At 44.1% G+C, this 21,137-nt stretch carries 22 protein-coding genes; 10 read left to right on the top strand and 12 right to left on the bottom strand.

The window, feature by feature from the left end:
• Positions 1-60 precede the first annotated feature (60 nt).
• Both GC102_RS35555 and GC102_RS35550 read left to right on the top strand, forming a co-directional pair.
• Positions 61-711 (top strand): ANTAR domain-containing response regulator, encoded by a 651-nt coding sequence (locus GC102_RS35555; protein ID WP_171646785.1) that lies wholly within the window; start codon positions 61-63, stop codon positions 709-711.
• On the top strand, positions 708-1,739 hold the full coding sequence (locus GC102_RS35550) for an anthranilate phosphoribosyltransferase (RefSeq protein ID WP_171646787.1): 1,032 nt from the start codon (positions 708-710) through the stop codon (positions 1,737-1,739). Before GC102_RS35555 ends, GC102_RS35550 begins: the two co-directional genes overlap by 4 nt.
• A 235-nt stretch (positions 1,740-1,974) precedes the next feature.
• Here the strand turns inward: GC102_RS35550 and GC102_RS35545 are convergent, their stop codons facing one another.
• Both GC102_RS35545 and GC102_RS35540 read right to left on the bottom strand, forming a co-directional pair.
• Positions 1,975-2,742 carry a peptidoglycan-binding protein gene (locus GC102_RS35545; protein ID WP_171646814.1) on the bottom strand — a complete coding sequence of 256 codons (768 nt, stop codon included), beginning with the start codon at positions 2,740-2,742 and terminating at the stop codon, positions 1,975-1,977.
• Positions 2,743-3,259: 517 nt separating this feature from the next.
• A complete protein-coding gene (locus GC102_RS35540; RefSeq protein WP_171646789.1) occupies positions 3,260-4,309 on the bottom strand; it encodes an alpha/beta hydrolase in 1,050 nt (349 codons plus the stop codon).
• Between the two features lie 154 nt (positions 4,310-4,463).
• Here GC102_RS35540 and GC102_RS35535 point away from each other — a divergent pair, with 154 nt between their 5' ends.
• Complete coding sequence (locus tag GC102_RS35535) at positions 4,464-4,862, top strand: helix-turn-helix domain-containing protein (protein WP_171646791.1); 399 nt, start codon at positions 4,464-4,466, stop codon at positions 4,860-4,862.
• Positions 4,804-5,082 carry an IclR family transcriptional regulator C-terminal domain-containing protein gene (locus tag GC102_RS40835; RefSeq protein ID WP_171646793.1) on the top strand — a complete coding sequence of 93 codons (279 nt, stop codon included), beginning with the start codon at positions 4,804-4,806 and terminating at the stop codon, positions 5,080-5,082. The genes GC102_RS35535 and GC102_RS40835 overlap by 59 nt, the downstream gene beginning before the upstream one ends.
• Before the next feature lie 85 nt (positions 5,083-5,167).
• Here GC102_RS40835 and GC102_RS35525 read toward each other — a convergent pair whose 3' ends face one another.
• Positions 5,168-7,426: a helix-turn-helix transcriptional regulator gene (locus GC102_RS35525; protein WP_171646794.1), complete on the bottom strand. Its 2,259-nt coding sequence runs from the start codon at positions 7,424-7,426 to the stop codon at positions 5,168-5,170.
• A gap of 256 nt (positions 7,427-7,682) precedes the next feature.
• Between GC102_RS35525 and GC102_RS35520 the strand changes: the two genes are divergently transcribed.
• From GC102_RS35520 to GC102_RS35500, 5 genes are all read left to right on the top strand, one after another.
• Complete coding sequence (locus GC102_RS35520; RefSeq protein ID WP_171646796.1) at positions 7,683-8,627, top strand: ABC transporter permease; 945 nt, start codon at positions 7,683-7,685, stop codon at positions 8,625-8,627.
• A gap of 24 nt (positions 8,628-8,651) precedes the next feature.
• Complete coding sequence (locus tag GC102_RS35515; protein ID WP_171646798.1) at positions 8,652-9,536, top strand: carbohydrate ABC transporter permease; 885 nt, start codon at positions 8,652-8,654, stop codon at positions 9,534-9,536.
• A gap of 37 nt (positions 9,537-9,573) precedes the next feature.
• Positions 9,574-11,160 carry an extracellular solute-binding protein gene (locus GC102_RS35510; protein ID WP_171646800.1) on the top strand — a complete coding sequence of 529 codons (1,587 nt, stop codon included), beginning with the start codon at positions 9,574-9,576 and terminating at the stop codon, positions 11,158-11,160.
• Positions 11,161-11,182: 22 nt separating this feature from the next.
• The gene (locus GC102_RS35505; protein ID WP_171646802.1) at positions 11,183-12,439 is read left to right on the top strand and encodes a Gfo/Idh/MocA family protein; all 1,257 of its coding nucleotides are present in this window, start codon (positions 11,183-11,185) and stop codon (positions 12,437-12,439) included.
• A 756-nt stretch (positions 12,440-13,195) separates the two neighbouring features.
• Complete coding sequence (locus GC102_RS35500) at positions 13,196-14,185, top strand: ketoacyl-ACP synthase III (RefSeq protein ID WP_171693696.1); 990 nt, start codon at positions 13,196-13,198, stop codon at positions 14,183-14,185.
• On the opposite strand, the gene GC102_RS35495 is transcribed toward GC102_RS35500, so the two are convergent.
• The 7 genes from GC102_RS35495 to GC102_RS35465 form a co-directional block, all read right to left on the bottom strand.
• Positions 14,165-14,449: a hypothetical protein gene (locus GC102_RS35495; protein WP_171693695.1), complete on the bottom strand. Its 285-nt coding sequence runs from the start codon at positions 14,447-14,449 to the stop codon at positions 14,165-14,167. The genes GC102_RS35500 and GC102_RS35495 overlap by 21 nt on opposite strands.
• Positions 14,449-14,796, bottom strand: a complete 348-nt coding sequence (locus GC102_RS35490) for an alpha-helical endospore appendage domain-containing protein (protein WP_171693694.1) — start codon at positions 14,794-14,796, stop codon at positions 14,449-14,451. Before GC102_RS35490 ends, GC102_RS35495 begins: the two co-directional genes overlap by 1 nt.
• 11 nt (positions 14,797-14,807) lie before the next feature.
• Positions 14,808-15,098 (bottom strand): nucleoside-diphosphate sugar epimerase, encoded by a 291-nt coding sequence (locus GC102_RS35485; RefSeq protein WP_171693693.1) that lies wholly within the window; start codon positions 15,096-15,098, stop codon positions 14,808-14,810.
• Between the two features lie 85 nt (positions 15,099-15,183).
• Positions 15,184-15,912: a glycosyltransferase family 2 protein gene (locus tag GC102_RS35480; protein ID WP_171693692.1), complete on the bottom strand. Its 729-nt coding sequence runs from the start codon at positions 15,910-15,912 to the stop codon at positions 15,184-15,186.
• Between the two features lie 6 nt (positions 15,913-15,918).
• Positions 15,919-17,016 carry a glycosyltransferase family 2 protein gene (locus GC102_RS35475; RefSeq protein WP_246321302.1) on the bottom strand — a complete coding sequence of 366 codons (1,098 nt, stop codon included), beginning with the start codon at positions 17,014-17,016 and terminating at the stop codon, positions 15,919-15,921.
• A 4-nt stretch (positions 17,017-17,020) separates the two neighbouring features.
• Positions 17,021-17,815, bottom strand: a complete 795-nt coding sequence (locus GC102_RS35470) for a glycosyltransferase family 2 protein (protein ID WP_216628280.1) — start codon at positions 17,813-17,815, stop codon at positions 17,021-17,023.
• A 251-nt stretch (positions 17,816-18,066) separates the two neighbouring features.
• The gene (locus GC102_RS35465; RefSeq protein WP_246321301.1) at positions 18,067-19,101 is read right to left on the bottom strand and encodes a YheC/YheD family endospore coat-associated protein; all 1,035 of its coding nucleotides are present in this window, start codon (positions 19,099-19,101) and stop codon (positions 18,067-18,069) included.
• Positions 19,102-19,338: 237 nt separating this feature from the next.
• Here GC102_RS35465 and GC102_RS35460 point away from each other — a divergent pair, with 237 nt between their 5' ends.
• Positions 19,339-19,878 carry a collagen-like protein gene (locus tag GC102_RS35460; RefSeq protein WP_216628279.1) on the top strand — a complete coding sequence of 180 codons (540 nt, stop codon included), beginning with the start codon at positions 19,339-19,341 and terminating at the stop codon, positions 19,876-19,878.
• 129 nt (positions 19,879-20,007) lie between these two features.
• Here GC102_RS35460 and GC102_RS40830 read toward each other — a convergent pair whose 3' ends face one another.
• Together GC102_RS40830 and GC102_RS35450 are read right to left on the bottom strand one after the other, a co-directional pair.
• Positions 20,008-20,109, bottom strand: a complete 102-nt coding sequence (locus GC102_RS40830; RefSeq protein WP_376769438.1) for an IS3 family transposase — start codon at positions 20,107-20,109, stop codon at positions 20,008-20,010.
• 208 nt (positions 20,110-20,317) lie between these two features.
• On the bottom strand, positions 20,318-21,004 hold the full coding sequence (locus GC102_RS35450) for a glycosyltransferase family 2 protein (RefSeq protein WP_171693691.1): 687 nt from the start codon (positions 21,002-21,004) through the stop codon (positions 20,318-20,320).
• Positions 21,005-21,137 lie beyond the last annotated feature (133 nt).

Raw genomic sequence — 21,137 nt, 5'->3', positions numbered from 1 at the left:
GCGAAAACCTTACATGAAGTTGCCATTGGAAAGAAGCTACCCACGATAGGAGGTATTCAAATGTTACAATCATTTATACTGATCGACGAGTTTAAACAAACTCGCTCAGCTACCTCCTCCTCGTCGTCAATTACCGAGCTGAATGTTACGAATAATGAAAAGGAATCCTTGCCTGAAGCGACGCTGAAGGATTTGGGATTTCGCATATATGTAGCATCTAATGTAAAAGAAATTTCATTTATGATCCCCAAGGTCGATGCTGTTTTATTATCGGTAGGTCCTGATCAAGTGGAACCATGGCGCTCGAGTGTACTTGCTCATCGCAGCCTTCCTCTCTTCTGGTGGTGTGATGCTCAAACTTTTCCTTCTAATGAATGTAGAATGGACGCCGGTATTGATGGTTTAATCGGTTCTGCGATGAGTCCTCTTGAAATTCACTGTGCGCTGCTCCTTGGTGTGAATCATTACTTTAGGCGAACCGAATGGCAGCAAGAGCGCGAACAGCTTCTCTCCAAACTGGAGGAGCGCAAATGGGTCGATCAGGCGAAGCGAATCTTATGTGAAATCAAAGGTATCTCCGAAGCAGAGGCTTATGATTTTTTGCGCAAACAAGCCATGAATGAACGAAAACGTATGGTGGACGTCGCTACCTCCATTGTCAAGGTGTATCAAATACTAAAGGATCAGAAACAAGGAGGTCGCAAACGATGATATCTTTATTAAAAGAAGTAGGCCGCGGAAAGCGCGGAGCCAGAGACCTTTCCTATGAAGAAGCTTCACAAGCAGCGGAGCTCATTCTAACCGGAGCCGCTACACAGGCTCAAATGGGCGCTTTTCTCGTTGCAGAACGTATCAAAATGGAATCTCCTGATGAGTTAAAGGCCTTCATCGATGCCTTGCGCCAGCGTATCCAGACCTATCCAATACCCGGCAGCATGGATTGCGCCGGACCTTATGATGGACGCTCACGTACGTTCATCGCGACTTTACCGACCGCGTTCGTTCTCGCGGCCTGCGGACTTCCCACTACGCTGCACGGCAGTCCGAGTATGCCGCCCAAATGGGGCATCACGTTGTCCGATGTGCTAGCGGCACTTAATGTACCCGCGCTTGACGCGTCACGCGAAGCGCTCATATCAGCTGCAGCGCGAACAGGCTTCCTGTTCGCACCAACGGAGAGCTGGTGTGCACCGCTCGGCGAGCTGCGCGAACTGCGCAAGGAACTCGGTCTGCGGACCGTGTTCAACACAGCAGAGAAGCTGCTGCGCTTTACGGAAGCACCCTTCATGGCTGTCGGTGTGTTTCACGGTACGGTGTTCGAGAAAATCACCAATTTATTAATCGAACTGGGCGTCTCTCGCGGCATAGTCGTGCAGGGTATGGAAGGCTCCGAAGACTTATCCGTAGACAAGCGCACACGGACATACCTAATTCAAGAGGGCACCAGTGAATTATTCATTGTTGATCCTGAGATTTACGAATTAATGGTCGAGGTGCCGGAGATTGAATGGACCGCTCAGCTGCAAGGAGAAACGGCATTATCCGTTCTTCGCGGAGAAGCTGAGCTTCCCTACTTGAATATGGTTTTACTGAATAGTGCCGTGCGTCTGTGGGTTTCCCAGAAGGCAGGATCCATTGAAGAAGGTATTTATTTGGCCCGACATGCGATTGAGCAAGGGGCTGCTCTACAAAAATTCACTGAGTGGACAGAAGCAATTAATCCGGTATCCGCCACTTAATTTTTATACTTATGAGAAAACCTCTATCGAGGCCATTCAAAGATGTGCGACCGCTCTTCTACCCCACAAAGTGAAGTCATGCTTTGAAGCAAAATCCGATTACTTTGCGGGGGCCCCAATGAATCGGTAGGTTTTATCGCCAAATAGAATTTTCACTTCCAAGAGTCCTCGGAAATTTATAAATTCTATTGTGGTGAAAAAAGAGCCCCAATGGGCTCTTTTTTCATTTTCATTTTCATTTTCCAATAAACTGCTGGGTAAACATTTTACCACACGGACCGCCGTTTACGATGCCGATCCCAATATGGGTGTAATCTTTGCTGAGTATATTCGCTTTGTGTCCTGGAGAATTCATCAACGCCTCATGAGCCGCTTGTACACTTTGATTGCAAGCAATATTCTCTCCCGCCGCGTTATACGTAATGCCAAATTTCTCCATCATATCGAATGGCGAACCATACGTCGGTGAATCGTGGGAGAAATAATTGTTATCGACCATATCTTGGCTTTTTAGTCTAGCCGTTTTGGTAAGCGCCGGGTCGACAGCAAATGGAGAAAGCCCCACAGCAGCACGCTCCTTGTTAACCAAATCCAGCATTTGCTGCTCCTCCACCGTTAATTCCGTAGTCGATGGGACTTGCGGTTTAGGCGTAGGCTTTGGTGCAGCTGGTGGAGGAGCTGGTGTTGGTGGTGTCGGCTTCTTGGCAATTTTTAAATTACCGTAAGCCCACAGGATGGATTGCAGCGTTTGATCATCTACATTCCCAGTCGCAGGAAGTCCGTATCTGCTTTGAAACGCTTTAACACCCTGTAGGGTTTGATTACCATAGTAGCCCGTAATAGGTCCGCTATAGTAGCCAAGTGACTTCAGCATCCCTTGCACCGCATAGACATCAGGCCCCTTAGCCCCTTTACCATAGGCAAAAGCGGTGGTTGTGGATGAGCAGAACAATGCGATACAGATTAGAATAATCCAGACATGCTTTTTTTTACCCTGTAACATGCGTTTACGTTCACTCCCCGTCATCAGCATCATTCGTCACACAGTGGACGATAGCATTAGAATGACCAAATTCACGACTATTATCCATAATAAAGAAATATGGGTTGGATGTCGTTTCAAGGTAAGGGTGAACCGTCTCAAAGCCCAGAAAATCCGCGTGGTTATGTCTTTCGCCTCATTAAAAGGGGTAACCTCTTGATCACCCCATGATTCCTTACAACGGGTAGGCATAACTCCTTTTAGACTCGTTTAGGCTGCTTCGTAAAGGTAGATAGGCTAAAGTGGCTACCAATGTTGTGTTTTCTACAACAATTCATACGCCAAAAGGCTATTTTGTACTCTGAAGTTGCAGTTTGTACAACATTTTGAACCCATTTGTTGCGAAATAGCCAATATTGGACCAAATTGTTGTACATTATGCAACAAAGGAGGGAGAAAGGCGGGATCTAGGCAGCAATTGTTGCACTTTCTACAACATCGATGCGTTCCGCTACATGCCGTACTCCTATCAATTGCCTTAGGCGAATATACGCTTTATTTCTTTAGCGATTTCATTGACACAATCTTCCGCCTGCGGATATAAACCTGTCTTATCCAAAAACGCATGATCCATGCCGTTATACTGAATCAGCTTCGTCGGCACACCCGAGCGGGCTAACTTTTTAGCGTAAGCTTCATCCTCTATCCTTAAGTAGTCAAATTCCGCCGTGATGATCAAGGTCTCTGGCATGCCGCTTAAATCGTTCGCCAATAGCGGGGCTACATAAGGATCCGTTAGCTTCGTGCGATTTTGCAGGTACAGATTTAGCAGCATACCGCTGCCTCCTCGCAATCCTTCAATCCCAGCGACAATGAACTCTTCGTGATTGCGAATGTCGTATTCATCTAGGCTCCATTTGAAATCTTCCGTTTCGACAGCGCCCATATTAACAGTAGGATAAATAAGCGCTTGATATTTAATCATCCCCGTTCCTTTGTCACGGTCCATCAAGGCGCAAACCGTAGCCAAATTGCCTCCTGCGCTATCGCCAGCCACTGCGATTCGCTGTGGATCAACACCGATTTCACTGGCGTGCTCGTAAACCCACTGAACGGTTTCGAAGCAATCCATTAGTCCTGCAGGAAACGGATGCTCTGGGGCAAGCCGGTAATCGACTGAGACTACGACAGCCCCGGCTTTTTCAGCCAAAGCTTTGCATGGGTTCTCAACGACGTCAACGGTTCCGCCAATAAAACCGCCACCATGAAAGAATACGATCACCGGTAAACTTCTTTCTTGTGAAGGCGTGTAAATACGCAGCGGAATCGGGCCGTTCGTTCCCTCAATGGTTTTGCAAGCGTTCGCAATTTCAGTCTGAGTAACATCCTCGTTCTTCCATCCCATCATAGCCCTCATCGCTTTAACGAAATTTGGTATATCAGAAGGATCGAAATTCGGCCTCTCTGTCGATGCCATAACCTCCGCCTGTTGTTTCTGAATATGATACACTCGCGGGTCTAATTGGCCCACGGCATCTGAATCGGGAATCGGTTTGATCACTTTTACATACTGTTCTTTACTGTTCATACATACATCTCCTAACTCTCAAATTGTTTATCAAAACTGGATTGGATAAGAGCTCTTATGTATGTATAATAATAGGCAATTGTGAACTCAAACAATGCGATTGTTCCTCTATGCGGAACACTAAAATGAATCGGAGAGGGGCTTATATCAACTCGTGCCGAATACAAATCCGCAACTACTTTCTTCCGTTAAAAACGCCTTGCGTCTATTAAAATTATTTACCGTGAAAACACCCGAAAAAAGGCTGACTGAGCTAGCCGATGAATTGAGTCTCAGCAAAAGCACAACCAGTCGGTTGCTGTCCACCTTACTGAGTGAAGGGTTTGTTTTCCAAGATCCAATCACTCATAAATACAGGCTCGGCCAACGAATCGCTTCGCTGTATCACGTTATTGTCACAACCTATTGGGACTTATCGCAAGCAGCAAGCCCTATTATTCAACGTCTTGCTCGCGAAACTTCCGAAGCACTCCGTGTTGCTGTATTAGAAGAAAATGAAATCGCATACATCCAGAACCATTACCGACCCTATCCAGTTGAAAGAACAGCTTAAACAAATTCGTAATCAAGACTATTGCGTATGTATCAGTGAATTTATCGAAAACATGGTCTCCATCTCATCCCCCATTCGGGATTCAGTAGGTCAGGTCATATCCGCGATTACTTTAATTGCTCCGACGCAGCGTATGGATGAGGACCGAATCGTCTTCTATACCCATAAAGTCGTAAAGACGGCGAAAGAGATATCGCGTCAGTTCGGTTTTCTGAAATGATCTGATAATGGTCCTATTATGAAGAACAGCGGTTCACATCCCCGTACTTTCTGGGTTGTGACCGCTGTTTTTCTGAGACTATTTTCTAATAACCACTCGCACCCTCGTTTAACTGAATATTGTTTCTCCGATATTCGCTTGGCGTAACACCTAGATACTTTTTAAAGATGCGGTTAAAGGAACTCATGGTTTGATAGCCTGCTTGGAGAGCAATATCTTGAATTTTCATATCCGTTTGCATAAGCAGCTTAACCGCCTGCTTGATACGGAACTCATTAACGAAGTCAACGAAGTTGGTTCCTGTTTTCTCCTTAAAATAAGTGGATAGATAACCCCCGGTAATGTTAAGTTTACCGGCTATTAGATCCAATGTGATATCTTCCGAGTAATGATCCTGCAAATAGTCGACTATAAAGCTGACGATCGGGTCGCGTTCTTCCTTTTTCAACCGGATCAACTGACCTGCTTCGTTCAGGATCATCTCGAAATATTGTTCCAATTCCTGGGTGGTGTGCATGAGTCGAATCGATTTCGCCGAACCCGCCACTTGGTTGGTATCCAGATGCAGAGAGTTTAGTATTCGCTGGACTTTATCTGTTATTTCCTCCGCAAACCGATAGAAAACAGGCGTGCTCACCTCTTTCTTTTTCATTTGCTTAAGAACACGACGCAGCGTTTGTAGGACCAGGGTATCGTTACCTTCCTGTAGGTTAACGTTTATTTCCTGTTCGAGGGTACCTGGGAGCAAGAAAGACTCCTCTTTCACGTCCTCGTCATATAAAATCCTAGTCTCATCGTCAAAAGGGCGATGTTTGACCAATTTCACGACTTGTTCATAGGCGGATGTCTGTTCAGAAGAATGCTCATATAAATCACTAACGGCTATAGTGAAAAAAAAGTATTCCTTATCGGTTGCCAGGACTTGCTTAATCGTATTTAAAACTTCCATCCATTGCTGGGTCTGATCGTTCATATACACAATAGATAATATTTGATCCGTTTCGATCTGAAAAGTATGGGCATCGTTCAATTCTTTTCCCATCGCTTGATTGACATACTCCCGAATAAAATAGGTGGCGCGTTCCTTTTCCTCGCTTATATCCTGAGAAAATTGTATTTTGAAAGTTAGTTGAAATAAGATAAAGCGAAACGGCTGGTTCATTTCATCTGAAGCATGGATCTCATCGGAATCGCTATGAATACGTTTTAACCGTTTCATGTACGCGTAATAACGAAGGAGAGACGTTTTTTTCTCCAAGTTCATATGGGCGTCTTGATTCGATTTCAACATGAAACCAATATTTTCTTTAATCAGTTCAAATTCATTCGTGTGTTTGCCGAGCGTATTTTTTTCGTTAAAATGCCGGATCGAATCCACTATTTTTTTGACCGGATTGTTAAACCTCATGCTAAAGAAGACGGACGCTGCAATGCTTATAAGGACCGAAATGACGAGAAGCGCAATAAGAGTCAAGTTCAAATGGAATATTTGGGACGAAATCGCGGCATCCGGGACAATATTGACGTACGTAAATCCAGTGACCTCCCCTTTTTTATAAAAATAGTAATTCCCGTTTTCCTTGATCCAATCTTTACCCGGTTCCAAAACCGGAAGTTGATGCCGACTGGTAGAATCGGACGAGAACAAAGGATGCCCTAGATTGTCCAACATGTAAAAGTTATCGTTGATCGATTGATGAAACGCCTTGTATAACCTATTGGTATCGATAAAGGCAAGCATAATATAGTCGGGATAAAAATCACTTTTTATCATTAAAGGAAAAACAAGGCCGGTTTGTGACACAGGACTAAGATTGGGCGCTTCCGTAAAGGTAGCCGCGGGATACATTTTGAAGAAGACTTTTTGGGCAAATTCCTGTTTCCAGAAGTCATAGGTGTAGTCTGGATTCGTATAGAGTTGGCTGAATATCGCTTCTGGACTTGCTCCTCTTGCTTTTTCGAGAATAAGTGAATGTTTGATATCGTAGACAAACAAGTTATTTAAATAAAAACGGGGATTGGAGACCGTGTTTCGCAGATCGTCGATCACATGATTGGCGGCGACGTAATCGATGGATGCTGAATCTGAATCCCGAAGGTTTTTATTTAAGTACAAATTGACAATGATGCTGTTCAGCAGTTGAAAATATTCTTCAAAGTCGTGAGTCGTATTGGACATGTTGGTATCGTTATATTTAATCAGCTCATCCCGTACGCTCTTTCTGAAAAATGTAAGTGAAAATAAATTAAACGAGACAAACAGGAGGATGATCACTAGGAAGCTTATCAGCAATTTGACAAAAATAGAGCGGGTATTGAGTTTCAACTGTCGTATTCTTCGCATGTTCTTGAATCCTCCTTCGTAATAAGAGTGATCATTTTATTGAAAATTGTGTTTTTTTACGGATTTTTCGAAGAAATGATCGGTAATGAAAATTTTACGGATAGCCTCTTCCCATCTTTCTGATTAGTATGGGTCATATGGCAACATCCACTGATGGTTCTGTAGATCGGCGTTACGCCAACACGTGTCATTATTGAAAACGGTTTCACAAACATAAGTGATCTTTTTATAGTACATAAATATAGGGGGGAAGACAATGGAAATAATCGCAGAAAGTAGGATTGTGAAGAAGAAGAGAAATTCGCTCGCATCCAGATTGTGGAAAGAAAAATATTTGTATCTGCTCCTTCTGCCGGGACTTGCTTATTTCATTATTTACCGCTACGTTCCTATGTTGGGCAATATTATCGCCTTTCAGGATTTCAGTGCATTTAAAGGATTTCTTCATAGCGACTGGGTTGGGATGAAACATTTTAAGAAGATTTTTGAAGATAGCGAAGTGATTCGGGTCATCTGGAACACGCTATACTTGTCCTTCTTGCAGATTGTGTTTGCCTTCCCGTTTTCTATTCTTTTGTCGCTCATGCTAAATGAATTACGCAGCGAGAAGCTAAAGCGCATCATTCAATCCATCATTTATTTGCCTCACTTTTTATCATGGGTTGTGGTCGTTGGAATCGCAACAGTATTTCTCAAATCAGAGGGGATTGCTAATCAACTATTATCCCATGTCTTTGGGATGCAGCCCATTCCTTTTCTGCAGGAGCCAAGCTGGTTCATGCCCTTGATCGTCTTGGAAGTGATCTGGAAGGAATCCGGCTGGGGTACAATTATTTTCCTCGCCGCCCTATCAGGTGTGAACCCAAGCTTGTACGAAGCGGCTGTTGTCGATGGTGCAAGCCGACTGAGGCAGATTTGGCATATTACGCTGCCAGCTATTCGCAGCACGATTGTCATTTTGTTGATTTTACGGCTCGGGAGCGTCCTCGACGTTGGTTTTGAACAAATCTTCTTGATGATTAATCCGTTTAACAGGGAAATGGGCAACGTGCTTGATACGTTCGTTTACTACAAAGGTATCGAACAATCGGACTTTAGCTTCGCGACTGCGGTCGGTCTCTTCAAATCGTTTGTTGGCTTAATCTTGATCGTTGGGGCAAACCGTCTGGCGAAGCGATTCGGTGAAGAAGGCGTCTTTTAATCATCAGATAAGGAGGTAAAGGGAATGAATTCACATTTAAGTTGGCGAAGTAAATCGATGAATGCGCTCAATGCGCTTATACTTATTGTGATTAGCTTGATCATGCTGTTTCCGTTTTATTATATGATTGTTACTTCATTTACGTCTTACGCTGAATTTGTACAAAAGGAATTACTGCTGTTTCCGAAGACATGGGTGCTTGACGCTTACAATTACATTTTTGATTCCAAAGCGTTTGTCCGTTCTATTGGCGTTACTGTCTTTGTTACAATCGTTGGTTCGTTGATAAGTCTACTGCTGACTTCCATGATGGCTTATGCGCTGTCGCGCCAAATATGGGGCCAACGATTTTATTTATTCCTTGTGCTGTTTACCTTTGTTTTCGGTGCAGGCATTATCCCAACCTACTTAGTGGTAAAAGCAACACACTTGCTCAATACGTATTGGGCGCTTATCATTCCAGGTGCGATCAACTCGTTCAACTTGATCGTGATGAGGCAGTTTTTCATGGGTATCCCTCAAGATTTATCGGAAGCTGCTTACATGGATGGTGCAAATGATTTGCAAATTTTTTCCCGCATTATCATCCCGCTTTCTAAGCCTGCTCTCGCGGCATTTGGTTTGTTTTATGCGGTAGGCAACTGGAACACTTATTTCTCGGCATTAATCTATATTAGTGATCCAGCAAAATGGACCGTACAGGTCATATTGCGCCAAATCGTCATTTTGGAGCAAGCTTCAGGGACACTTTCTGATGGTCACCTAATGGGATTGGCTCAAAACCCGCCGCCCGCCGAGACGATTGGTATGGCTGCTGTCCTGCTCGCAACGATCCCGATTTTACTTGTATATCCGTTTCTGCAAAAGCATTTTGCGAAAGGGGTGATGTTGGGATCAGTGAAAGGATAAGGGAGTACCGATTACATAACAATGAGGAGGGTTCTACATGCAAATGAAACGTATAACTACTGTCCTACTGTCTCTTACTATGGCAACCAGTCTGGCGGCTTGTTCCAGCGGGCAATCTACGGCCCCACAAGAAACCGGCAAGGCTGGGACGGATACCGACAAAAAAGTGACGATCAATTGGTTTGAAGGTTCTTGGGAAGATCCAGTCCCGCCACCGGATAGTGACGCGGTAAAAGCAATCAATGAAAAGTTTAAGGTTGATTTCAAGTCGCAGTATATTCCCTGGGATACCTATGATGAAAAGCTTGCTGTAAAAATGGCTTCCGGCGATCTTCCGGATGTGATCGGCATGGAGGAAGTTGATTCCAACTTCGTGAAATGGGCGAAGCAAGGTGCTTACCTTCCATTGGATGAGTTCATTAAGCAATATGACACATTTAAAGCGGTTCCGGATTATGTATGGGATCCTTTGAAAGTGGACGGGAAAATCTACGGGATTCCAACCTACTTTACGGCAAAAGGCGGAAAGAAACCGCTTATCCGCCAAGATTGGTTGGATAAACTTGGTCTTAAAATGCCGACCACCTATGAAGAGCTGAAGCAAGTTGTAACTGCTTTCTCGAAAAACGATCCGGACGGAAACGGGAAAGACGATACCGTAGGTTTAGGTCTTGCTAAAGGGATTTATTATGATCCGGGATTTGGCGCTTACTACAGCAATACCGCATGGTATCATAAGAATCCAAGCGGACAGTTGATCCCCGGCAATATTTCTCAAGCCAATAAAGAAAAGATTCAGTTCCTTGCTGATGTTTACAAGGCAGGCGCGCTCAATAAAGATTGGGCTGTTACGAAATATAACGACGTATTTAAAGCGTTTAACGCGGGTAAAGTCGGGATTTGGTACGATCAACCGGGACCTGGCGGGCCGGGCGGCGTTGACTTTGAAGTATTGATGAAAAATGATCCGAAGGCGGTAGTCGTTCCGATTCCTCCGTTTAAAACAGCGGACGGGAATTCCGGCTATACACTAGGGAGTGGCTTTTATCGTATGTATATGATTTCGGCCAAGCTGAAAAACGATCCGAATAAAGTAAAACGCATCCTGGAGATCATCGATTACTTCAGAAAGCCCGTTCCCTTCGATCAGCAGAATCCGAAGAACGAATACTTCGATTGGATGAACGGTCATGAAGGCAAAGGTTATAAAATGGTTGACGGAATCGCGCAACAAATGAAGGAAAACAGATCTAATGTTGCGCCTAATGCCTATATCTTAAACGAAGGATGGCAGACTGGCGATGACATTCTGTATGATTACGCGAAAATGAATAAAACAGCTGATGGAAAAGTATTCAACCAAAAGCTAGCCGATCTTTTGAAAAGTTCACCGTTTTATGTAAATCCAATCAGTCGGATTCATCCCCTTACGTTTATGGAGAAAAAGACGGAATTGAACCAATATATTACGGATGAAACGACCAAAATGGTTGTGGGTCAAAGACCGATATCCGATTGGGATAAGATGGTTGATGAATGGATGGCTAAAGGCGGAAAACAGGCTATCGATGAAGTCAACAAAGAGCTTAATGATATGAAATTACAAGGGGAATGGAAAAAGTAATTCCTCAAGGAGAGAACCTACTATGAAGGAGCTTACAGCTGTACTGATCGGTGCGGGAGCGAGAGGCGCCCATGGTTATGCGCCTTATGCCATCAATTACCCTCACTTATTGAAATTCGTCGCCGTTGCAGAATCGAATCCGGAGCGAAGGGCAAGTTTTGCCAAAGAGCACGGAATTCCAGAGGATCGCTGCTTTGGATCCTGGGAAAAGCTGCTGGAGCAGCCGCAAATGGCAGATATTGCGATGATTTGCACGCAGGACCGGATGCATTACCATCCTACACTTCAAGCTTTGAACAACAAATATCATGTGCTATTGGAAAAACCCATGTCACCCAGTCCAAAGGAATGCTTGGAGATGGAGAAAGCGTCAAAGGAAAATAACCGACTACTTACCATCTGTCACGTTCTCCGCTATACGCCGTTCTGGTCTGCTATTAAACGGCTGATCCAAGAGGACAGAATTGGCCAAGTCGTTTCCATTCAATTAAACGAGAACGTCGGTTATTGGCATATTGCTCACAGCTTCGTTAGAGGAAACTGGAATAACTCCGATACCTCAAGCCCGATGATTCTTTCCAAATCATGCCATGATATGGATGTGCTCTCCTGGTTAATGGATCAGCCTTGTGTGCGTGTCAGCTCTTACGGCTCCTTGATGCATTTTCATTCCGGGAATGCCCCTGAAGGATCAACGGATTATTGCGTTAATGGCTGTACGGTCGAATCGACCTGTCCCTATTCTGCACCACGGTTTTACTTAGGAGAAGGAAAAGGATGGGCGAGACATTTCACAGAAGAACTGACAAGGGAAAATATCGTCAAAGGCTTGAAGGAAACCCCTTATGGACGCTGCGTATACAAAAGCGATAATAATGTCGTTGATCATCAAGTTGTCAATATGGAATTCGCGAATGGGGCTACGGCGATGTTCAGCATGTGCGGCTTCACTCGTCACCAGGAGAGAAGGATTCAGATTATGGGCACCAAAGGCGAGCTTCGCGGGGACGAAGACAAGTTGACCCTGCTAGATTTCGTCACACATGAGGAGACGGAGATTAAAATTGCGACTCCAACAAGCGGCCATGGCGGCGGGGACTCTGGAATCGTGAGCAGCTTCCTTGAGGAAGTAAGGAACTACGACGGAGGAGAAAGCTTGACATCCGCATCTGCATCCGTGCGCAGCCATTTGATGGCTTTTGCTGCTGAAGAGTCCCGATTGAATCATGGGAAGTCCATAGATTTATCCGAATTTGCCATTCATAATATGAAAACATAGCGGAAAAGTAGACAGAGCCGATTCCCTCGATATGAATTGTGACCCCATCGTGGACACTTAAAAGAAAGACCCTAGTCTAAGCTGTTAAAAGATGGCCCCTGTATTTTGTATTCACCGGGGGTCATCTTTTTTTATGTCCAAAGCTTTAACCACACCTAGCTTGAATGCTGGTTGAAAGAGACTGTCTATTCATTCATTTCGCCGCCTCAAATCTGTTAGGCATAACTCCAAAATTCGTTTTCATTGTCGTTCAGCAACTTCGATGGGCAACCGTGATTACCAATGTTGTAGTTTCTACAACAATTCGAACATCTAAAGGCTATTTTGCAAGCAAAAGTTGTAGTTTGTACAACATTAAGAACCCATTTCTCGCGAAATGGCCTGAATGGGGCTAAATTGTTGTACATTATGCAACACTGAAGGGATAGAGGTGGGATCTAGGCAAAATTGTTGCACTTTCTGCAACATCATTCAACTGAGAAGATGGGTTCATTCATTCAATCATTCTAACCTTATTCCCCTCCTACTCCAAGTAGTTCCCACGTGTAATCCCCAACCTTTCTTATTCATGAATATAATCGTTAAAGACCCTAAAGAGGTCACTTTTTTCAAAGTGTCCATCTTTCGGGTCAAACTTCGATATAACGAAAGGGAAATGATTCTTTTTCAATTGACTTTACCCCGAGTATACGATAAAGTGTAATTATATTTAGTACCTAGTACTAATATCAGATACTAATAAGGAGTGAATTATTGATGTCAATCGCTTCCCCTTTGCAAGCTAGAGTCACAGCAATCGGCAGCTACGTGCCCGATCGTATACTAAGCAACGCGGATCTCCAAGGTATGGTCGACACGAATGATGAATGGATCGTTCAACGCACAGGAATTCGGGAACGTAGAATTGCAGCAGCGAATGAATTCACAAGTCATTTATGTATAGCAGCCGTACAAAATATGCTCACTAGATATCCGACATCACTGAACGATGTTGATTTAGTCATCGTCGCTACCCATACACCGGATCTGCCTTCCACCCCTGTCGCTTGCCAGATTCAAGCTCATTTCGGCATCCCTGAAACTGGTGCCTACGACCTCAATGCCACCTGCTCCGGGTTCGCTTATGCCCTGCATACAGCAAGCGGCCTTGTTGCTGCTGGGGTTCACCGCAAGGTACTCGTCGTCGGTGGCGATTCTTTATCCAAAATTACAGACTACACGGACCGTTCCACCTGCATTCTTTTCGGTGATGGCGCCGGAGCCGTGATGGTTGAAAGAGAGGAAGAAAATCCTGCTTTCCTTGCTCACCATCTTGGATCGGACGGTACAGGCGGCAAGCACGTATACCGAACCGGACTTGCCTCTGAATTGAACGGAAACCCATTAGCGGGTGAAGGCAAGCTCGTCCAGAACGGCCGCGAGGTGTACAAATATGCCGTAACGACTGTCCCGCAAGGAATCGAGAAGCTGCTCGCAAAAGGCCGTTTACCTCATACCGCAATTGATTGGTTCATTCCTCATAGCGCTAACCTTCGGATTATTGAATCCATCTGTGAAAAGAGCGGTATTCCATTCGAAAAAGCGCTGTACAGCCTTGAATACTATGGCAATACATCCGCGGCTTCCATTCCTCTTGCTCTGGATCTAGGCTTACAAGAGGGAAAGGTCAAAGCCGGTGATACGCTGCTGCTTTTTGGCTTTGGCGGGGGTCTTACTCACGCGGGTTTAATCATGCGTTGGGGATGATCCACGAGCGACATTCTTGCTGATCCACGGCTTGCCGGGCGTTCCTAACCGGCGTTGACATGGATTTTGTTTCGTTATTCTCTGAATCATCGAACGCTGGTATTCACTTATCGTCTTAAGATTCTCAGCCATATGGACAGCAAGCTGCTCGGAGACCGCTACTTGATCCGCTATCGTCTCTATGATTCGGCATAAGGCTCGCTGGCTTCTAGCCAGCGAGGTTAGCATATGCAATTCAACTCTCTCACGATTCGATGCATTCATTACTTATCATCCTCACCAAACGAAAATAAGTTACCCATTCCGTTCGAACCGTCTCCCCCCGCACCTGCTCCCGATTCATTTTGTCCAAGAAGAGCCTGCATATGTCGGTTTAAGGAGTTTTCCATCTTCGTCAAGCCATCGATGAGCTCAATCACATACCCATGAATCTCTCCAGATTGTTTCATCTGATGTTCATGCCCCTCTAAATTCGTTGAGTTAATATGATGGCAAATCCAGTTGCGCGATTTCTCTGCTTCTACAACTCTAGCTTCCAACATCAAAGCTATTTCTTGCTGCAGCTTTGCTGTAGCATCCAACATTTTCAAATACAGATCATTTCTATTCAAGGCGTATCCCTCTATTCTTCATCTTCAGGGTCTTTCATTTCTTTCATGACAATTTCCGTTTGCTGCGCGATTGCCTCTTCCAAATTAGCTAAGCTATTTAAATAAGCCGTTATATTCTTGGTCAGTTGTAATGCTTGCTCCTGCAGCATGCCTACGCCTTCGAAATTAGGATGCGAGTCAGGTATATCGCTTGCAATGGTGGCCATTTGCGTCGAAACACTTCGGTGGGTCCCCAAGATTCTAGACATCTCACGATGCGAGGCTGCAATGTGAGAAATAATCGTTGTCACTCGCTGTTCCAATCCCTTTCGCCTCCTTCTCCACTTTTTCACTCTAAGTTATGCAGCAACGCAAAGAACGGTGACTCCGGAAGCTTCACACCCGGTCTTATATGAAGCTGTGCGGGTCAACGCCCCATTTATCTATAAACTTCTGGCGATTTTGCATCAGCAGCCCTTGCACAGCCTCTTGACCCTTTTTGCTAAAGCTTGCACTGCCATGATGAAAGATGAAGCAATCCCCTGTTATGAGCAATCGATATCCTGCAAGCCTTGCCCGATAGCATAAATCATCGTCTTCGAAGTGCCCCGGGGAAAATCTTTCGTCCATAAAGCCGACTTTATCTAACAATTCCCTTTTGAAAAGCAAGCAAATCCCGACCAAACGTTCTGTTTCCTGCCATAAAGAAGTATCCACGTTGTTATATTTCGCTGCCATGTCAGCTATGTTCGTAAATGGCTCCTGAATCTGCTGTTTACCGCTCGCATAATTCGTCACAGGACCTACCATGCCTATGTCCTCACTGCTGTATAAACAGCGCAGCAAGTTATCCAACCAATTCGGTGTCACAACGGTATCGTTATTGAGCAGCATCAAAGCATTTCCAGTCGCAATGTGAAGGCCATAGTTACAAGCAGCGGGGAAGCCGCGATTTACTGGAATTGAAACCAGCTTCAACCGCTCTCTATAGCAGTACTCTAGGGTTCCATCCTTTGATCCATTATCCACCACGATAATTTCAAATGGGACTGAAGTATGGCTGCGAATTGAAGCTACACAGTCTTTCAGTAAAGTAAGGCCATTGAAAGTAGGAATAACGATACTGGTTACCCGCATGCTCCCTCACCTCTCCAGAAACTCCCTTTTTCTAATGTTATCAGGAAACACGATTCGCTCACCTTTCAACTTCATCGCAAGCTCCAGCGCCTCTACATGATCGCCAATAATCAAGCGGGCAACCGGGTTGTTTTCCCCTTTATTGTGACTTCGGATTTTGTTCATAGATATGACGTTAACACTTGTTGGAGCAGTAATTCGCAACCCAGTCAGAATCGCGTTTACCTGTGCTTTGGGCGGAACCATTAACTCGGAACATCCGATATGCTCCAGCGCATTCCTCGATAGAGCATGAGGAACGGCCGTGAGCGAGTTCGCATTCAATTCCGGTCTTTTCAACGTTATGTTAAGAAACCGCTTCATCAAGGTTACGGAATCCCAGAGTGAAAATGTAGGTAAATACGGTGTTATGTTGTTTAGAGCAAGATCTGAGCCACGTTCAATATCATAGATAAAAGGAATAAGTTTCTCGGCCTCTACGACAAAATCTCCATCCAAAAAGAGCAAAATATCCGAATGCGACAGTTTGGCACCTATTGATCTCCCGACATCATGGCCCAACGGATCGGGATAATGAACGATGAGAGCATGAGAGTGCGCTCTTACTTTCTCTAAAGTGCGATCACTCGACCCATTCACTATAATGATGATCTCATCCAAAGGTAGTCGATTCAGCTGCTCCATTACCTTCACGATGGTACGTTCTTCATTCATCACACTCACTATCGCGCCAACGGAACGCGCTGTAGGTATAAGCATCCAATCGGAGACATACAATTTAGCAGCTTTACAGTAACCTTTCACATATCCTTTTGACGCTGCTTCATAGCTTAGTGAGTTAGCAGCAAGTAACTGGGAATTAGCCCGGTGTACCCAAAGGTTATTGAGTGCTTTCTTTTGGTAAGGCTCCTTTGTAATATCGTGCGCGAGAGCATCTTGTTGACCCGCTCGTTTCCCCCAGTTTTTCCAGTATTCCTGGTTTCTTGTTAGGGAATGGGTACGCTTAGAACGAGAACGAAACGAAGATTTCTTAAGCCGAGTTCGTTTTTTTTTATTTACTGCGGATGTAGGTTGAGGTTTTGGTTTCTTGATGCTCCGCTTCATGTCATCACCTCATCATTTCTCTAACCCGCAATTGGTCATGCATACTCGCTCTTTCATCTGAGGATTTGATCAGCCACCCAATGGCTTCCAAATGATCGCCGATAATTAGATCACCTACAGGATCTACATCTTTGGCCCTTCTTCGGATGCGATTTCTGAGCCCGACTTGGATAAGCTGCGCTGCCTTAATTTGAAGCCCGCGTTGTACAGCTATGGCTTGAGCCAAAGGTGGAACTGCTAGATTCTCAGCTCCAATGGTGTCGAGCGCTTTGCGACTAATTGCGTGTGGGATCGTCGTCATGGAGGCACCTTGTAAGTCTGGTCGGCCCAGTATCGCATTAAGTGCGTGTTTAGCTAGAACGACCTTATGAACACTCGCTTTCGTTATGATTCCGTTATATTTATTTAATGCTACATCCACGCCTTGCTGCACTGCTCGGATCAGTGGGATCGCTTCCTTGGCAGATACAACAAAATCGGCATCAAGGAATAGTAGGATATCCCCTTTAGCTTCCATCGCACCTATGCTTCTCCCAACATCATGTCCTAGCCGTTGACTAAACGAGATAACCCTTGCCCCTAATTGCGTCGCTACACGCTTACTACCATCCGTAGAACCATTATCAACGACAATAACTTCTGTTTGTGGATGCACGCGGAAAGCTTCCCGAATGACTTTGGCCAAGGTACGAACTTCGTTGCAAACCGGAATGATGACCGATACTTTTGGCTTATGCTGATGCAAGGTGACGCAGGAGATTGGCTGCTTCCGTTTCCGCTGAATACGCTGGTTACTCAACTCGTTCTCAACTCCTGTCCATGGCGGAATACCTGCTTTATATATTCTATGATTGCAAAAGAAAGGGGACAGGGCAGAAGCCGTACTAGTAGAAAACAGGCATTTGTACAGCCCTATTGCGCCCTACAATTAGTTAGGACTATTGCTTTTATAGTTTGAATTTAGATGGACTCGTGATTAGACAAAAAGGCAGAAAAAAGGCATGTAACCATGCCAAGCCTTAAGCCATAAACTAGTTTATCAGCATTAGATCAATTTTCACTTAAATATTGAGCATATTCTAACGGACGTTTATATACTCTAGATCGCTTATTTAGCTCATCGTATAGATCTTTTTGTGGTTTCCCGTTTACTTCAATTATCCAAAAAAAGCCATTGTTGTCCAAGGCAAAATCAACGCTAAGCTCGCCTAAATGGTAGCTGGTACTCATTTCCATTATTTCTGCAGCTCTTAAACTGATGTCGTAAATAGATTGGATGATGGCATTTACTTCATTGGGAGGGTACAAACGATTGAGTACTTCTTCTGATAAACAAACTTTTTTGCACATGCTAGTGTTAAAACAGCCTTTATGAGCGATCCGACTGACGACATTTGTTACGGACCATAGACCCTTCTTATTTTTTTGGGCAAGTACGCGGATATCAAATATTCGATTATGCAATTTCTGTATATCGACCCCTTTTTGAATGATGTAGGGAATGGAGCCAACAAGTTTATGGATTTCCTCTTGAAATTGCAAGGAGTCTCCTACAATTATTCTGGGCACAAAATGATGGTCGCCAATATGGATCTCCCCCGAATCCTTCAACTCTACACGATACACGCCTTTCCCTTTATTTCCATAACAGGGTTTAAAGTATAAGACCTTATGAATATCTAGTAAGTGTGAAGTATACTCCTTGTCGTAAAGAACGGTTTCCGGTAAATATTGTACAAGCCATTGGCTTAAATTCTTATGAATCTCGTGTTTGTTAAATTGATTGATATGATTGAACCATTTGTTACTGCCGATATTAGCCTTCAAACGTTCGATCATACGATTATTGATACGGTAACAACGATTATAAATAACCTCAGGGAACGAAAATTTATTTTGCAGCCATTTTCGATTCAGACAATGAATTCCGGTAATGCTTTTGCGTTCCCAGTCAATCTCAGATGGTGTAAAACAGAATATTTTCATATTGGTCGTATTGAAATCAAGATATTTTTTAAGGGCATACTTCCTTTCATTTCGGTTAGCAACCATAATGCCGATAAAACCGCTATCTTTTTTCATCATTTTCCTCCTTTATTTCTGTAAAAAGAGTTGTAAATAAGGTATGTCACGAAAATAGAAATGCATGGACAACAATACAACTGAACAAAAAATATGTTTTTACATAGATCATTGCACCCTATGCCACTGTCAGGAATAAGTTATCCTGAGACTAACGTGAAGTAGGCGATATTAGCCCTACCAAAACGCAGTTGTTATGAATAGCTTGATTTTGAAATTTAAAAGAGGAGTGATTTTTATATGGGTAGAATACCTGGCCCTCCTGGCCCCCCTGGACCACAAGGACCACAAGGACCACAAGGACCGCAAGGACCGCAAGGACCAGCTGGAGGTATAGCTTCATTTGCTTTCCTTTGCAGTACGGTGGAACAAAACATTGATGCTGCACCAACAGCTGGCGGGCAAGGTGAAGCAGTAGCCTTCAACGATTCTCTTATCATTGGGACTGCCATTTCATTCACAGCACCGGTATCTATCAACATCATTGAGACTGGATTCTACAATATCAGCTGGGAAGTGTTTGCTAATCCAGGTAATAATGCGTTTGGATTGTTCTTTGATCCTGCTGGTCCCACTCCAGCATCCCTAGTCAATTGCAGCAATTATGGTACAAATGCAGGGAATCAACCTTACCAAGGTCAGGTCATTGCACAATTAACGGCGGGTGGCGTGTTAACATTGAATCGGATTGATAATATGGGCAACTTGGTCATTCTAAACGCAATTGGTGGAGGTACACCTGTAGTAAGCGCGTCAATTGTAATTGAAAAGTTAGCATAATGGTTACTCTCATCTTCTCCCCTGGCTTTTTAGTCAGGGCAGATATTTGGGTTCGGCCTGCCGTATTATGCTAGCTATGATCTAAAATGTGGTCAATATTATTCCATTAATAGTGAACGTTGTAAGTCATTAGACAGCCTCTGTCCGAAATTCTACAGGACTGAGGTTGTTTAATTTAGCTTGAAAACGTTCATTATTATAGAAATGTATGTCCTTTTCAATAGATTGAATAAGTTGTTCCCCCAGAGAAAAGAATTTTTATCCACGTGCTCGAAGAAAAAATTGGCAGTGCTCGTGGGATATAGTCGGCCGATCTGGGACTCAGAGTGTGTCCTACCAAAAAAATATCGGCCTGTAACCTGCAGTTCCAGTATGGAACAAACAGATTTACAGGCCACGTACATTTTCTTTGATGGTAGTGGCCGTCAGGGGAATTTCGTCATTGATTTTCCAAGAAACTATGGGGATCGACACCCCATTTTTCAATAAATTTTTGATGATTATGAAGTAGAAGTCCTTTGACCTTTTCCTCCCCTTCCTTTTGAAAACTGACACTGCCATGATGATAAATGAACACGTCACCCGAAATCATCAATTTGTAACCGGCCTGCCTTGCTCGGTAGCAATAATCGTCATCCTCAAAATGTCCTGGTGAAAATCTTTCATCCATCATACCAACCCGCTCCAGAACTTCTCTTTTAAAAAGATAACAAAATCCAACTAAACGCTTCACTTCCTCCCACTTGGCAGGGTTAGCTGTATTCATCTTTGAAACCATGTCATCTATAGAGGTAAATGCCTCTGTAATTTGTTGTTTTCCACTTGCATAATTTGTCATAGGTCCAACTATGCCAATTTCCGCGCTGCTGTATAAACATCGCAGCATATTATCCAACCAACAGGTAGTTACAATCGTGTCATTATTCAAAAGCAATAATGCATCTCCGCTTGCAATGGTTAGTCCCAAATTACAAGCTATTGGAAACCCCCTATTAGAAGGAAGGGAAATCAATTGAACTTCCTCTTGTAAGCATAGTTCCGTTGATCCATCCTGAGATCCATTACTCCGAATTAACAGAATTGAACTTGGAACTTCTTCGTCGCCGAGAGAAGAGTTAGACGGCACTCAAATAGGAGGACTCTCTGTGTCCAGTTCTGTATTAGCTGAATTGGTCGGAAACGATCCGCGTAAAGTGGATGAACTCGTCACCCTTTTCGCAGGGTTGTTTCATGCTTGTCTAGCCGCGATTCATAAGGAG

Source organism: Paenibacillus germinis, from assembly GCF_013141785.1.
GTDB lineage: Bacteria > Bacillota > Bacilli > Paenibacillales > NBRC-103111 > Paenibacillus_E > Paenibacillus_E phytorum.
This window is presented reverse-complemented; position numbering and strand designations above follow the sequence as displayed.